General features: G+C 41.0%; 14 protein-coding genes. 2 read left to right on the plus strand and 12 right to left on the minus strand.

The genetic code is table 11. The annotated features are described in order from the left end of the window. Window positions 1-66: 66 nt before the first annotated feature. The 7 genes from G5B98_RS07090 to gap all read right to left on the minus strand — a co-directional run bounded on the left by G5B98_RS07090 (window position 67) and on the right by gap (window position 7116). Window positions 67-2064, minus strand: a complete 1998-nt coding sequence (locus G5B98_RS07090) for a TonB-dependent receptor domain-containing protein (RefSeq protein ID WP_196086496.1) — start codon at window positions 2062-2064, stop codon at window positions 67-69. 522 nt (window positions 2065-2586) lie between these two features. After that, window positions 2587-2730, minus strand: coding sequence for a DUF2625 family protein (locus G5B98_RS09460; RefSeq protein WP_232524567.1), 144 nt, complete (start codon window positions 2728-2730; stop codon window positions 2587-2589). Window position 2731: 1 nt separating this feature from the next. Continuing rightward, window positions 2732-3160, minus strand: a complete 429-nt coding sequence (locus tag G5B98_RS07095; protein WP_232524568.1) for a DUF2625 family protein — start codon at window positions 3158-3160, stop codon at window positions 2732-2734. Between the two features lie 78 nt (window positions 3161-3238). Continuing rightward, complete coding sequence (gene fabI / locus G5B98_RS07100; RefSeq protein WP_009294739.1) at window positions 3239-4057, minus strand: enoyl-ACP reductase FabI; 819 nt, start codon at window positions 4055-4057, stop codon at window positions 3239-3241. 167 nt (window positions 4058-4224) lie between these two features. Then, window positions 4225-4902, minus strand: coding sequence for a triose-phosphate isomerase (locus G5B98_RS07105; protein ID WP_196086497.1), 678 nt, complete (start codon window positions 4900-4902; stop codon window positions 4225-4227). Then, window positions 4899-6101, minus strand: coding sequence for a phosphoglycerate kinase (locus G5B98_RS07110; RefSeq protein ID WP_196086498.1), 1203 nt, complete (start codon window positions 6099-6101; stop codon window positions 4899-4901). The genes G5B98_RS07105 and G5B98_RS07110 overlap by 4 nt, the downstream gene beginning before the upstream one ends. Before the next feature lie 16 nt (window positions 6102-6117). Next, window positions 6118-7116, minus strand: coding sequence for a type I glyceraldehyde-3-phosphate dehydrogenase (gap, locus tag G5B98_RS07115; protein WP_196086499.1), 999 nt, complete (start codon window positions 7114-7116; stop codon window positions 6118-6120). Window positions 7117-7195: 79 nt separating this feature from the next. Here gap and nadD point away from each other — a divergent pair, with 79 nt between their 5' ends. Beyond that, window positions 7196-8077, plus strand: coding sequence for a nicotinate (nicotinamide) nucleotide adenylyltransferase (gene nadD, locus G5B98_RS07120; RefSeq protein WP_196086500.1), 882 nt, complete (start codon window positions 7196-7198; stop codon window positions 8075-8077). On the opposite strand, the gene G5B98_RS07125 is transcribed toward nadD, so the two are convergent. Continuing rightward, entirely contained in the window at window positions 8061-9044 is a 984-nt protein-coding gene (locus G5B98_RS07125) for a YeiH family protein (protein WP_196086501.1), read from the minus strand. The two genes, nadD and G5B98_RS07125, sit on opposite strands and share 17 nt — an antisense overlap. 103 nt (window positions 9045-9147) lie before the next feature. Here G5B98_RS07125 and G5B98_RS07130 point away from each other — a divergent pair, with 103 nt between their 5' ends. After that, window positions 9148-10083 carry a sugar transferase gene (locus tag G5B98_RS07130; RefSeq protein WP_196086502.1) on the plus strand — a complete coding sequence of 312 codons (936 nt, stop codon included), beginning with the start codon at window positions 9148-9150 and terminating at the stop codon, window positions 10081-10083. Between the two features lie 91 nt (window positions 10084-10174). Here G5B98_RS07130 and argS read toward each other — a convergent pair whose 3' ends face one another. Genes argS through G5B98_RS07150 form a run of 4 tightly spaced genes read right to left on the minus strand, consistent with a single transcriptional unit; the run spans window position 10175 to window position 14094 of the window. After that, window positions 10175-11758 (minus strand): arginine--tRNA ligase, encoded by a 1584-nt coding sequence (gene argS / locus G5B98_RS07135; protein WP_196086503.1) that lies wholly within the window; start codon window positions 11756-11758, stop codon window positions 10175-10177. Window positions 11759-11767: 9 nt separating this feature from the next. After that, window positions 11768-11989 (minus strand): twin-arginine translocase TatA/TatE family subunit, encoded by a 222-nt coding sequence (gene tatA, locus G5B98_RS07140; RefSeq protein WP_021091616.1) that lies wholly within the window; start codon window positions 11987-11989, stop codon window positions 11768-11770. Window positions 11990-12039: 50 nt separating this feature from the next. Further along, window positions 12040-12651, minus strand: coding sequence for a guanylate kinase (gmk, locus tag G5B98_RS07145; RefSeq protein WP_196086504.1), 612 nt, complete (start codon window positions 12649-12651; stop codon window positions 12040-12042). Further along, a complete protein-coding gene (locus G5B98_RS07150; RefSeq protein ID WP_196086505.1) occupies window positions 12652-14094 on the minus strand; it encodes a Highly acidic protein in 1443 nt (480 codons plus the stop codon). Window positions 14095-14101: the final 7 nt, after the last annotated feature.

Genomic DNA, 14101 nt, shown 5'->3' on the forward strand with positions numbered 1-14101 from the left:
TAGTGAAAAAAGCTAGAATTTTTATATAAAAGAGAAATTTGGCAAGGCTTTCACCTTGCCTTGAAGTTAAAATTTATAAGATATGTTTACCTTGAAATTTCTACCTGGCTCCCAGTCCACATAGTTTGGATTGCCTGTATAATCAGCCATTCTTTGAGACTGCGAAGCATAAGTTTTATTAAAGAGGTTATAAATTCCAGCATTTATCTCTAGCCCTTTAAATTTACCGCTACTTGGCGTATAGCTAGCATAGATATCGCTAACTGCATAGCTTGGTATCTTAGTAGTTTCATTATCGCCGGCCGATATGGTATTTTTTGAAGCGAAGTAGATTAAGTTGTAGCCTATTAGCGTATCAATGCTAGAAAATGCGTACTCTGCGTTAAATGTGTATTTATCGCCCTGATCGCGGTAACCAATGATATTTGAGGTATAGTAGCCACCGCTTGCCTTAGCGACCCTATCTTTATATTTTACATTTTGATGAGTGTAGCTAGCAGCTAGGCTTAGTGCGTCTAAATTTAGCCTTGCAAGTAGCTCAACACCGCTTATATCAGCACCACCAGCGTTTTTTCTAATCATTATCGGATTTGTTCTACCACCTGCTGCGTTGTTATCGACTATTAAATTTTTATATTTTGTCATGAAGTATTTTGCAGATAAGCTATATGAGCTAGCTTCACTTATATCGCCTTGATATTTTAGACCAGTTTCGTAGCTGTTACCAGTTGTAGGTTTCAGATCTTTGTTAGCTTCCCAGCTTCTGCTTCCGCCTGCCATCATCGACTCCATAACGTCAGGCCCTCTAAAGACTCTTGCGTAGCTTGCAAATGCGTTAAGCCCTTTAAGTATCTCATAATCGAGTGCAAGCGCTGGGGTAAATTCATTAAATTTATAGGTGTAGCTCTTTACATTTCCAGCTCTACCATCGTAGCTTTTTAGCTCGTGGCGAGTGTATCTGATACCTGGAGTAACAGTTAGCGAGCTAAAATTTAGCGCATCTTCTGCATAGATTGAGTAGTTATTTACTTTTTCAGGATAGTGATTATTTGGCTTGTTAAAATTTTTACTTTGGTAAAACTCAGCGCCGTATCTAAACGTCTGTGTCAAAGCACCGGTCTCTACTACACTTTTAGCCTTTGCGTTTATACCGTTTGTTTTTACGCCTAAAATTTTTAAGACTGGATCATCTTTTTTATGCTCAGTGTTGTATACCGTTACATCTAAATTTAGAAGATCACTTGGTTTATACTCGTATTTTAGCGTCGTCGTATCTCGCTCATATTTACGATTATCAACAGCATTTGAATCGCTATACCAGCTACCAAACTCAGCTCTCATTGGATACATGCCTTTAAATTCATTATGCTCTCTTGAGATAGAAATTCTATGCGCATCAAGGAAGCTGTAACCAAGCTTTAAAAGATAGCTAAGATCGTTTCCGTCGCCGCCTATCTTTCTTTTGTTGCCGCTTTTGCCGTAGTCGTAGCCCTTGTGATTAATAGCAGCTATAAAGTCAAGCCCTTCAACCGGCGCGGTAAATAGCATAAGGCCTTGAGAAAATTCGCTGTTATTTGAGGCGTATCCTGTTTTTATCTTTGCGCCGATGATTTCGCCGCTTTCTAGCAAGTCTTTTGCGTCAACCGTTTTAAAGGCGACCGAACCGCCAAGTGCACCTGAGCCGTTTACCACTGATCTTGAGCCAACCTCGACATCAACAGCTTTTATAAGATCTGGATCGATCAGCAAGTCAGCGTTGTGGTGAAATGTATTTCCGTTTTGTTTTGCGCCATCTATCGTGATATTTAGACCACGGTCGCTAACGCCCCTCATATAAATTTTTTGATTCATGCCGTTTGTTCCGCCAACATAAACACCAGGAATATCTCTCATTACGTCTTTTACTAGGCCAGCGTTTCTAGTTGAAATTTTGATGTCATCAACGCCATATCCGCCACTACTACTTGTTACCTCAACTCCGCTTAATACGCTCTCGTCTGCCCCATTTGCACAAACTGCTATGCTTGCTGCAAGAGAGAGTTTAAATAAGCTTTTAAATCTCATATTTTCTCCTAATTTGGTTATTAAAATTACTATTTTAATTTTATAGTATAATTTTGAGATTGAATATTATAATTTTAAGTATAAATTTTGGATAAATTTTTGAGTTTTTTGGCAAAAATATAAACTATTTTTAAATTTTAATTATCTAATAAATTAATTAGATTCTGAGATAAGGAACGAAATTATATAATTTTATCAAGGTAGTAAATAAGGTTAATTTTTAACAGAAAATTTCTTACAAGTATAAAAATTCTTAAATTTTGTAGATAATTTTTATCAAGAAAGGCTTAAGAAATCTAAAATAAATTTTGCTTTTTAGTATTTAGAATTATTTTTATAAACACTCTTAAGTAAATTATGAAAAAATTTTATAAATTTTAAATAAGATAGAGCGAAACTCTTGGATCTAATAGAAGTAACATACAAATTTATTAGAAGCCCTTGAAGGCAAAATTTGAAAATTCATTCATGCAAATACTATTTTTTCATATCTTTTAGTCTTAGACTCACGTTGATGTCTTGTCAAAGTATCGGCAGTAGTACAAATATCATCCTATCAAGGCTAAAATTTTTCACATCTTCACGCCAGTCATCCCAGTGGTAAAGCTCATAAAATTTTCGATATTTCGCCGCAAAGCGCCCAGTATAAAAACTACGAGTAGCCAAGCTACGTATCCTCCCATTTGCCACTATCTGGCACGCAGTAAAAGGCATTGCCAGCTTTGCCACCAAAGGCGCCGCCATTTACCGCGAAAAATCCGCCCAAAACATCGTCTGCCACGAGCAAGTAGCCAGGCATCTGCCCTGCTTCGCTAAAGCTTTTGCCAAGGTTAAAGCTGTAAATTCCGCGCTTCATCTGCTCACATCCTGAGCCAAGCAGGCGCAACCAACCGCCATCTATCACTATGCCGCCGCACCCATAAACAAGCGCTCCCATCGGCGAGCGAGTGGTTACCTGAAGCCCCAAAAGCTCCTTTTGCGCCCTGCTCTCATCGCGAGGCAAAATTTCATAGTCATTTTTAGCCTCTTTTAGCCACTCTTCGATCAGCGCCCAGCCTGGCTCATTTGTGTCTATAAGCTCGTCTAAAGCTCTCATTTTCTGTCCTTGCTATAAATTTGGTGAAATTTAAAAGAAGAATTTGGCGAGTCGCCCCGCCAAATTTATATAGGTAGATTATTTTGCGTCCCAAGCTAGGATCGTGTTGCCCTCGGCGTCGGTAGCCACGTCGCCCATGCCCATGATGTTGTAGCCGCAATCTACGTAGTGAACTTCGCCTGTTACGCCGCTAGCTAGGTCGCTAAGTAGGTACATAGCGCTGTTGCCGACGTCTTCAGTGGTGACGTTGCGTTTTAGTGGGCTGTTTACTTCGTTGTAGCGCAAGATCATCCTAAAGTCGCCTATACCGCTTGCGGCAAGCGTTTTAATTGGGCCTGCGCTGATCGCATTTACGCGGATGTTTTTAGCGCCAAGGTCGTGTGCTAGGTAGCGGACTGAGCTTTCAAGTGCTGCTTTGGCAACGCCCATTACGTTGTAGTGTGGCACAAATTTTGGTCCGCCAAGATATGTAAGAGTGAGCACCGAGCCGCCCTCTTTTAGCACTGGCAAAACCGCGCGAGTAAGGCTTAGCAGCGAGTAGACGCTAGTGCCCATCGCTATGTCAAATGCCTCTTTTGTGGTGTTTACAAACTCGCCCTCAAGTGCCTCTTTTGGTGCGTAAGCCACAGCGTGCACGACAAAATCGATCTCGCCAAGGTCTTTTTTGATTTGATTTGCAAGCCCGTCTAGGTGAGCTTGGTTATTTACGTCAAGCTCGTAGACAAATTTGCTACCAAACTCTTCAGCGATCGGCTCTACGCGCTTTTTAAGAGCGTCGTTTAGGTATGTAAATGCCATCTGTGCACCTTGATCGTGACAAGCTTTTGCGATGCCGTAAGCTATTGACTTGGCGTTGGCGACACCGACGATCAGACCTTTTTTACCTTTTAGTATCATCATTTCTCCTTTTATTTTGTTTGACTTTTAAGCGATATTTAAATTTTAAACCAAATTTAATAGCGGCAGTATCGTGAGATGAATTTTAATGTTGTGTAGAAATTTTAGGTCCAGACTAGGCAAATAGCCTGTCGCAGACTTAAAATTTCGAACTCATTAAAAGGCGCTCACGAGACAACGCGTATCAAATTTAAAAAATTATTCGCATCCCAGCTGGCTGTGCCTACCAAAACCCCATCGCAGCTTTTTATACCTGCGATATCAGCGATGTTTGCTGCATTGACGCTTCCGCCGTAAAGTAGCGGTACGCTCGTCTGCTCGCGGATGAAATTTAAAACTCCTTCGATCTGCTCCGCACTCGCGCTCTTGCCCGTACCTATCGCCCAAATTGGCTCGTAGGCGATCAGCAGCCGCTCGTGGCCAAGGTCGATATTTTTTAGCTGTTCTGCCAAAAACTCTTTCGTGCCGCCAGCTTCTTTCACGCTCAAATTTTCGCCGATGCAGTAAACGATCTGCCAGCCAGCCTTTGCGGCAAAATCGAATTTAACGCGCAAAAGCTCCTCGCTCTCGCCAAGCTCCCTCCGTTCGGAATGCCCGATCAGTACGCTTTTTACGCCAAACTCATCCAGCATCGCCTTGCCGATCTCGCCGGTGTGAGCGCCGCTTTCGCACGGGTAGAAATTTTGCGCGCCAAGTTTAAATTTATGAGCCGCGCCATCAAGCGCGCTAAACGGGGGGAATACCGTCACGTCGTCGTTTGCGCTTAAATTTGCGTCTAAAATTTGAGCGTATTTAGCAAAGCTTTCTCTCGTATGATTGCACTTTAAATTTGCTAAAAACCTCACTCCGCAGCCTTTCTAAGCGGTTTTATGCCTGGCAGCTCCTTGCCCTCGATAAGCTCCAGACTAGCGCCGCCTCCAGTCGAGATAAAGGTCATCTCGTCGGCATCCCCGGCGCGCTCGACCACGTCGGCCGTATCGCCGCCGCCAACGACCGTAGTCGCGTGAGTGTCGATGATGGCGTGGCTCATTTTGATGCTACCTTTGCTAAATTTATCCATCTCAAAAACGCCCATCGGTCCGTTCCACCAGATAGTTTGTGCGTCGGCGATGACCTCTTTAAAGAGCCTAATCGACGCAGGTCCAATATCTAGTCCCATCCAGCCGCTAGGTATTTCTTGGGCGGGGACGAATTTCACCGCGCTTTCAGCTGAAAAGGTCTGGGCTGCGACGACGTCCACCGGTAGGTAAATTTTAACGCCAAGCTCCCTGCCCTTGCGTAAAATTTCGCGTGCGTCCTCGATGAGATCTTCTTCAAGAAGCGAATTTCCTATATTTTCGCCGAGCGATTTTAAAAACGTAAAGGCCATGCCGCCGCCGATTATCAGCTTATCCACGCGCGGAAGCAGGTTGTGTAGGGCTTGCAGTTTGCCGCTTACCTTGCTGCCGCCGACGACCGCGACGAACGGGCGCGCAGGGTGTTTGATGAGATTTTGAGCGAAATTTATCTCTTTTTGTAGCAAAAATCCCGCCGCCTTATGCTTCTCGTCGTAAAATTTAGTGATCGCTTCAACCGATGCGTGCGCTCTGTGGCAGACGCCAAACGCGTCGTTTATGTAAAATTCACCAAATTCTGAAAGCTCTTTTGCCAAAGTTTCATCGTTTTTGGTCTCGCCCTTTTCAAAGCGTAAATTTTCAAGAAGCAAAATCTCGCCGGGCTTCAGTGCGGCGACTTTGGCTTTGGCGTCCGCGCCTATTACGTCCTCGGCAAATATCACGTCTCTATCAAGCAGCCTTGAAAGCCTCTTTGCTACGCCTCGCAGCGAAAATTTCTCCTCAAAGCCGTTTTTAGGGCGCCCGAGGTGGCTGGCCAAAACCACGCTGCAGCCGTTATCCAGGCAATAGCGGATCGTAGGGATCGCCGAGCGTATGCGGCGGTCGTCGGTGATGTTTAAAAACTCGTCCATCGGCACGTTAAAATCGCACCTGACAAATACCTTCGCGCCGCCGAGCTCAAGATCGTTGATCGATAAAATTTCACTCATTTTTCACCCTTTAAATTTACTTCGTAGCCACGATCTTAGCAAGATCGACGAGCCTTGTCGAGTAGCCCCACTCGTTGTCGTACCACGCAAAGACCTTCACCATATCGCCCGCAATAACCTGCGTAGTGTCGCTCGCTACGATACTGCTATATGCGCTCGTGCAAAAGTCGCTGCTAACCCTATAATCGTCATCGACGAATAAAATTCCCCTTAAATTCGACTCAGCAGCCGCTCTAAACGCCTCGTTTATCTCCTCTTTGCTAGCCGGTCTTTTTAAAACCGCCGTTAGATCGACCATGGAGACGTTAGCGACCGGCACGCGCACGCTTTGTCCGTGCATCTTGCCGTTTAGCTCGGGAAGTACTTTTGCGATCGCTTTTGCGGCTCCGGTGGTCGTAGGCCCGATATTTAGGGCCGCAGCGCGCGAGCGGCGGAAGTCTTTGGCCTTTACGTCTACTAGGCTCTGACCGTTGGTGTAGGCATGGATCGTAGTCATGAGCCCTTTTACGATGCCAAATTTATCGTTTAGCACCTTTGCGACGGGAGCTAGGCCGTTTGTGGTGCAGCTTGCGTTTGAAACGATCGCTTCGCCTGCATATTTATCGTCATTTACGCCGACTACGAACGTCGCCGTGTCGTCTTTTGCCGGAGCGCTCATGACGACTTTTTTGATACCGCGAGCTAGATAGGGCTCGCATTTTTCGGTAGTCAAAAACTTGCCCGTACACTCCAAAACCACGTCCGCGCCGTAGTCTGCGTAGTTAAGCTCGTTTAGATCTCTTGTTGAAAAAACTCTTATCTTTTTACCATTTACTTCTATAAATTCGTCGTTTATCACCTTAACGTCTTGTTTAAATTCGCCGTGTACGCTGTCGTATTTGAGCAAATACCTCGTCATATCCCTTGTTGCGGTGTCGTTGATAGCGACAAGCTCAACGTCGTCTCGCTCTAAAATAATACGAGCAGCGCACCTGCCGATACGCCCGAAGCCGTTTATTGCTACTTTAACTGACATCTTAGCTCCTTTTGATATAATTACGCCTAATTCTACAAAAAAGAATTTTAAAACAAATATAAACAAGGCACTTTAATAGATGAAGTTAGCACTTTTTGGCGGGAGCTTTGATCCGGTTCATTTAGGACACGATAGCATTGTGAAAATGGCACTAAATAGCCTTGATATCGACAAGCTCATCATCATGCCAACTTTTATAAGTCCCTTTAAGAGCGAATTCTCAGCTCCGCCAGAGCTTCGCCTAAAGTGGATAAGAGAAATTTGGGGCGACCTAGAGAAGGTCGAGATTTCTGACTATGAGATAAATTTAGCTCGCCCTGTGCCTACCATAGAGACGGTCAAGTATTTGTATGAGAAATTCAAGATAGAAAAATTTTATCTCATAATAGGCGCGGATCACCTAGCCACGCTTGATAAGTGGCACGGGTACGAGGAGCTAAAAAGCTTAGTGCAGTTTGTGATCGCTAAGCGCAATCACATAGAAATTCCACAAAATTTACAAAAAATGGACGTGCATGTGGATGTTAGCTCGTCACAGATCAGGCACCAAAAGGGGCTTGATGAGCTGCCCAGCAAGATAAAAGATGAAGTTATAAATTTTTACCAAGGATTAAAAATGCAAGAGAGATCGATGCAAGAGCGCACCGAAAGTATAGTTAAGGTTTTAGACGCAAAAAAGGCTGAAGAGATACAAGTGTTTGATATGAGTGGGGATGATTATTTCGTAAAAGCCGTAGTTATCGCTACAACGCTTGGTGAGAGGCATGCTTACTCACTGAGCGAGGATCTAAAAGAGGAGCTCAAGCCTCTTGGAGAAAAATTTATAGGTACGGAGAGTTCGCCTGATTGGATAGTGATGGACCTTGGCGACATTTTGATACATCTTTTAAGCCCAGCTTACAGAGCAAAATACAACATCGAAGAATTTTTGCAAAAGCTAAAAACTAGCAAAGAGTCTTAACAAAAACAAGCGATGAGCAAATAAGCCATAAAAATATAAAAAATGCTAGCAAAAATGGCTTTTTGCCCGTCGCTTTAAATATACTCCTATCTATCCCAAACCCCAAAGCACACATCGCAACACAAAGACAGATGCTAGCGGCTAGCTTTAAAATTTGCACCAAATTTTCAGGGAAAAATGGCAAAGATCTAACGCATATCGCCACTAGGAAAAATAGCGCAAACCATGGTATGCTCTTTAGCTTTGAGCCACCACTATTTTGGCTTAAATTTAAGAAATTTAGTAAAAACAAAAATGGCACAAGCATGATTACGCGAAGCATTTTTATAATGACGGCAGTGCTACTTGCTGTGCTGTCAAATGCTGCTGAAGCTGCCACTACATGGGCTACTTCGTGAAGTGAGCCACCTATAAAAAAGCCGGTTTGGTGTGGCGTGAGAGCTAGAAAATTGGTGATAAATGGATAGATAAACATACCGATCGTCCCAAAAAGTACCACCGTACAAATGGCAATAGCAAGCTTGTTTGCGTCTGCTTTTATCTCATTTTGAGTAGCCATGACAGCAGCTGCGCCACATATGCTAGCCCCTGAGCCAATGAGCACAGCACTATCCTTGCTAAGTCCCAAAGCTTTGGCGGCAAAAAGCGCAAAGCAAAAGGTCGCAAAGACCATAAAAGCTACATATATCACACCAAGGGTGCCGACACTTGCGATCTCGCTAAGGCTTATATTAAAGCCAAAAAGTATGATGCCAAGCCTTAAAATTTGCTTTCCAGCAATCGCTACGACACCACTAGATTTTAAAATTTGAGTCTGTTTGGTAAAAAGATTTGCAAAAATGGCGCCTAAAACGATGGAGATGATGAGTGGGCTAGTGTGAAATTTAGCTAAAAGTGTATTTGAGAGCGTAAAAGAGACGGCACAAATCAGCGATAAAACTAACACAGCGAAAAATTTATGAGACATATTTTAACCTTAATATATTTTTTAAAAATGCAATTAGCACGTTTGGGTATAATTAGACGAATTTTATAATGCAAATTTAAAATAAAGATAAAGGGATAGGCCTATGATCATCCTTGGCGAAAAATATACTTTTACCAGCCTAGAACTAGAAAAGCTTAGAAAGAAATTTGGTCAAGTAAATTTTTTATCCCATGAAAATAGCGACGCAAAAGCCTTGCGAAACGCACTAGAAAATCTCATAAAATCAGGCGATCAAAGGCTGATCGTGCTAAATACCGCAAAGCCAGTTGATGGCAAACTGGTGAGATTTCTCACGCTTTTGCAGTTTAAAACGAAGTATAAAAAGATAAAATTTCTAAACGTAGAGAATTTTTTAGAAATTTATCTACAAAAATGTTATATCCCAGAAAATGGCGAAAATCTTAATTTTTTAGATGAGATAAGGCCTTATGGTGCCTTTGATTACGCACTGAAGCGAATGATCGATTATGCTGGCTGTTTGATACTTTTTCTCTTGCTTTTTGGTCTAAAATTTTATGTAAAGAGAAAGATAGACGAGCAATCGCCTGGAAGTCTTTACTTTTTACAAAGTAGAGTTGGGCTAGATAACAAGGAATTTGAGTGCATTAAATTTCGCTCGATGATGGAAGATGCCGAGAAAGATGGAGCAAAATTTGCTAGCGAAAATGATGAGAGAGTATTTGAGTTTGGCGAATTTATGCGAAAAACTCGTATAGACGAGGTGCCGCAGTGTATAAATGTCTTTCGAGGACAAATGCATCTGATAGGTCCAAGGCCTGAGCGAAGACACTGGATAAATTTCTTTGAAAAAGAGATCCCTTACTACAATGAACGCCACATCGTTCGCCCAGGGATAACTGGCTGGGCGCAGGTGAACTACCCTTATGGCTCAAATACACACGACGCCAAACAAAAACTAATGTATGATCTTTACTATATCAAACACTGGTCACTTTGGCTGGAGATAAAGATCATAGTAAAAACTATCGCGATTATATTTGAGAAAAAAGGCGTTTAAATTCTCAAGAGCATCATGAGTTTGAGATATTTTTAAATAAACCTTTTTTCAAATTTAATTTTGTTGCGTTTAGTCAGAATAAATACAAATTCTACATCCTATCTTTAGCTGTAATTCCCATTATATTAAATGCTGTTTTTATCGAGATAGCGACAACTGCAAAAACTTTTAGCAAGCTATCTTCGTTTTCATTTCCAACCACACGGTTTTCGTTATAAAATTTATGAAAACTAGCAGCTAGGGACTTCAGATAGTCTGGGATCTTTTGAAGCTGCCTTGAGATAAAAGCGTCCTCTAAAATTTCAGGCAAGATTAGCGCCTCAAAAAGTAAATTTCTAGCATTTTCATCTAGGCATTCGAAGTTTGCATTGATTACATCTTGAACATTTTTCCCAGCCTTTGTAAAGACTTGATTTATCCTAGCATGAGCATAGTTTATATAAAAGATAGGATTTGAGCTATCTTCTTTTTTAAGCTCATCCACGTCAAATTCCAAACTACTCGTATTTGCCTTGCTTATAAAGATAAATCTAAGCGCCTCAGCACCGATCTCACTTACGATATCGCTCATCAGCACGGCATTGCCAGCGCGCTTGCTCATCTTATACGGCTTGCCATCTTTTAGTAGACTAACCATCTGCATAAGTATCACTTCAAGCTTGTTTTCATCGTATCCAAGGAAATTTATCGCAGCCTTTAGCCTTGCGATATATCCATGGTGGTCTGCACCCCAAATGTTTATGTAGTGGTCGAAATTTTTCTCAAATTTGGCGTTATGATAGATAATGTCGCCAGCTAGATATGTCGGTCTACCATCATTTCTAACCACAACCCTATCATTGTCATCGCCAAGCGTGGTTGAAGCGATATAAGTAGCGCCCTCTTTTTCATACATTTGATTTGAACGTTTTAGCTTGTTTATAGTTGGCTCTAAGCCATCATAAAGAGCTTTCTCGCTAGCCCAGCTCTCTATAAATATCCCAACGTCCGCTAAATCTTTTTTAATGATCTCAAGCACGATATCCTTGCCAAACTCGGCAAGCTCGAGGTTTCTACTTTCATCATAAAAAATTTCCTTGCCAAATTTCTCATTTGCAAGTTTGGCAATATCTAAAATATAATCGCCTCGGTAGTATTTCTCTGGATAGACGACGCTTTCGTTAAAAAGCTGCTCTTTTGCCGAAAGCGATATCGAAGTGCCGAGCAGATCGATTTGATTGCCAGCATCGTTTATATAGTATTCTGTTGAGATAGCGTAGCCAAGTCTTTTGCCAAGTCTTGCCAAAGTATCGCCGTAAACTGCGCCTCTAACATGCCCGATGTGAAGCGGCCCAGTTGGATTTGCACTGATGTATTCTATTAAATAGCTATCTTTTTTCGTATCTTCTTTTGCAAAATTTTCGCTATCTAGCAAAATTTGCTTTGAAATTTCATCTAAAAATTCGCTTTTTAGCTTGAAATTTAAATATCCATTTACCGCACTGGCTTCGACTATCTTACTGCCACTAAATTTATCGGCAAACTCGCTAGCTATCATAGCTGGCGACTTTTTTAGCTCCTTTGCAAGGCTAAAAAGAGGCGTTGCATAGTGGGCTAAATTTTTATCCTTCGGCTTTTCAAGCACAAATTCACGCTCTAAAACCTTTGAAATTTCAGCTTTTATTTTATTTTTCAACTCTAAAACCTATGCGTTTTTAGTTGTTTCTTCTATTTTTTGACTATCGGCATTCTCTTCTTTATGCTCGACTTTCTCACTTTTTTCAGGGGTTGTATCCTCCATCTCAGCTTTAAAAGTCTTTATGCCTTTGCCTAGTCCTTTTGCAAGTTCTGGGATCTTCTTCGCTCCAAAAAGTAAAACAATAATCGCTAAAACAACTAGCCAGTGACCAATACTAAAAGAACCCATTTTTTCTCCTCAATAAATTTTTCAAAATGTTATCATAAATTCCTGAATTTCTAGCAATCTATCCACTCATCAATAACGCGTCTTAAGTCTATTTTCGCGCTTTTTAACCTCATCGCTCTAAGAATTGATTTTAGACCCTTATAACTCTTTTCAATGTCATCATTTACCAAAAAATAATCATATTCTAAGATGTGCTCCATCTCACCAACCGCGTTCATTAGGCGATTCTCTATCGTTTCGTCGCTATCAGTTCCGCGGTTTTTCAAGCGTTTTTTAAGCTCTTTTTTATTTGCAGTCGTGATAAAAACTGAAGTTATGTAGCTTCTAAATCTCTCAAGTGCGATGTGAAAACCCTGCACGTCTATGTCAAATATAACTATCTTTCCAGCCTCAAGTGCTGCTAAAACTGGCTTTAGACTCGTTCCATAATAGTTTTTATGCACCTGCGCCCATTCTAAAAATTCGCCCTTTTCTATGCCACTTTTGAACTCATTTTCTTTTATAAAATAGTAATCCACCCCATCGACTTCGCCTTCTCTTTTTGCTCTAGTCGTGCTTGAAATAGAAAAATAAAGATCCTTCTCTTCCTTTAAAAGACGACCCAAAAGCGTACTTTTCCCACTTCCACTAGGCCCAGAAACTACTAAAATTTGTCCTTGCAACTACTTTTCCTCAAAACTTATATTTATCTTTATGTTCATATCTTTTAGCACATCTCTTAGCGAGCTTTCGTTTAACGACTCATGGACGTGTTTTGTGATCTTTTTGGTTAGCTCTTCTTTATAGTCAGCATCGATTTTTGTTTCATCGCATGAGCTAGTTTGTGGTGCATTATTTAATCCAAATGCTGCTTGCATCGTATTTTCATCTATTTCCTCAATAGACGCTACATCAAAATTTAGGCTACCCAACGTCTCTTCTTTAAAATTTTCTTCCTCAAACACCTCATCTACCATGCCTAGATCTTCTTGAGCAAGGACTTCTTCAGAAATTTCTTCATGATCTTCTTTAGCTGGCTCTTTTTCAAGGTCTATATCTTCACCCAAAGAAATGTCCTCTGCTTCTTTGGTAGATTCTTCATCTATATCTTCCTCTAAATTTTGGCTAGCTTCATCTATCAAATTTGCCTCGCTGCTTTCAGGCTCAAAATTTTCATCATTGCCAAAATCAGTCTCTAGCTCATCAAAATTTTCGCTATCTTCGCTAGCTTCTTCGTTTAGCTCTTTATCCAAAGACTCGATCTCGCTGAGCTCTTTTTTACTTTGGCTTATATCATCTACAAAGTCTTCATTAAGCTCGGCAGTTTCTAAATTTTGAGAATTTTGCTCGACCATTTTATCAAGCTCGTTTTTCGCCTCTTCATCCGCCAAGTCACTCTCGTCCATATCATCTATCTCATCTACAAGTGAACTAAGCTCATCAAAGTTATCACTATGCTCTTCTTTTATCACGGGTGGCTCATTGTTTTGTTCTAAGGATTTGTCTATATCTTCTGAATCAGCCATATATTTGCTAGCTATGTCATTTATCATATCATCATCTATGAGTTCAGTGTCTGTTTCATCAAAACTGATATCTTTATCCTTTAAATCCTCGGTCTCTAGCTCACTTAGCTCCTCTTTTAAAAACTCATCATCTAAAGCCTCATTATCAAATTTATCTGCCTTATCATCTTCTTTTGCTAAATTTTCAAGACCCATGTCAATTTCTGGAAGCTCAAAATTTTCTAAATCATCAAAGTTTTTATTGCTTTCGTCAAAGTCATTAAAATTTGCAGGCTCATCTAGTCCAAGCTTAAGTTCTTTATCATTGTCAGTATCTTTATTTTGTTCAAATAAACTAATAAATTCTGTTGGTAAAAAGGGCTTTTCAAGCATAACATCAGCAAAATCAGGCTTTTCACCGCCTCTAGGTGCTAGATACATTATCTTTTGATTTAAATTAACATCGCTGCTATCCATATCACTATCGATGATAATATAATCAAATTGATCTCCAACACTATTAACATCGTCAAATTCGCTATATTCTATGCCTAGCTTATTTAAACTTAACGTTATAAGGCGAGAAACTGCGGGGTTTTTGTTTACAAGTGCAACTTTCATGATCCCT

The organism is Campylobacter concisus, assembly GCF_015679985.1.
Taxonomy (GTDB): Bacteria; Campylobacterota; Campylobacteria; order Campylobacterales; family Campylobacteraceae; genus Campylobacter_A; species Campylobacter_A concisus_AC.

What these genes read in the sequence shown, in the direction of transcription:
- G5B98_RS07125 (WP_196086501.1), bottom strand. Translation starts at nt 9,044, where the DNA reads ATGTCTCATAAATTTTTCGCTGTGTTAGTTTTATCGCTGATTTGTGCC.
- gap (WP_196086499.1), bottom strand. Translation starts at nt 7,116, where the DNA reads ATGTCAGTTAAAGTAGCAATAAACGGCTTCGGGCGTATCGGCAGGTGC.
- G5B98_RS07095 (WP_232524568.1), bottom strand. Translation starts at nt 3,160, where the DNA reads ATGAGAGCTTTAGACGAGCTTATAGACACAAATGAGCCAGGCTGGGCG.
- G5B98_RS07110 (WP_196086498.1), bottom strand. Translation starts at nt 6,101, where the DNA reads ATGAGTGAAATTTTATCGATCAACGATCTTGAGCTCGGCGGCGCGAAG.
- nadD (WP_196086500.1), top strand. Translation starts at nt 7,196, where the DNA reads ATGAAGTTAGCACTTTTTGGCGGGAGCTTTGATCCGGTTCATTTAGGA.
- G5B98_RS07090 (WP_196086496.1), bottom strand. Translation starts at nt 2,064, where the DNA reads ATGAGATTTAAAAGCTTATTTAAACTCTCTCTTGCAGCAAGCATAGCA.
- tatA (WP_021091616.1), bottom strand. Translation starts at nt 11,989, where the DNA reads ATGGGTTCTTTTAGTATTGGTCACTGGCTAGTTGTTTTAGCGATTATT.
- fabI (WP_009294739.1), bottom strand. Translation starts at nt 4,057, where the DNA reads ATGATACTAAAAGGTAAAAAAGGTCTGATCGTCGGTGTCGCCAACGCC.
- G5B98_RS07130 (WP_196086502.1), top strand. Translation starts at nt 9,148, where the DNA reads ATGATCATCCTTGGCGAAAAATATACTTTTACCAGCCTAGAACTAGAA.
- G5B98_RS07150 (WP_196086505.1), bottom strand. Translation starts at nt 14,094, where the DNA reads ATGAAAGTTGCACTTGTAAACAAAAACCCCGCAGTTTCTCGCCTTATA.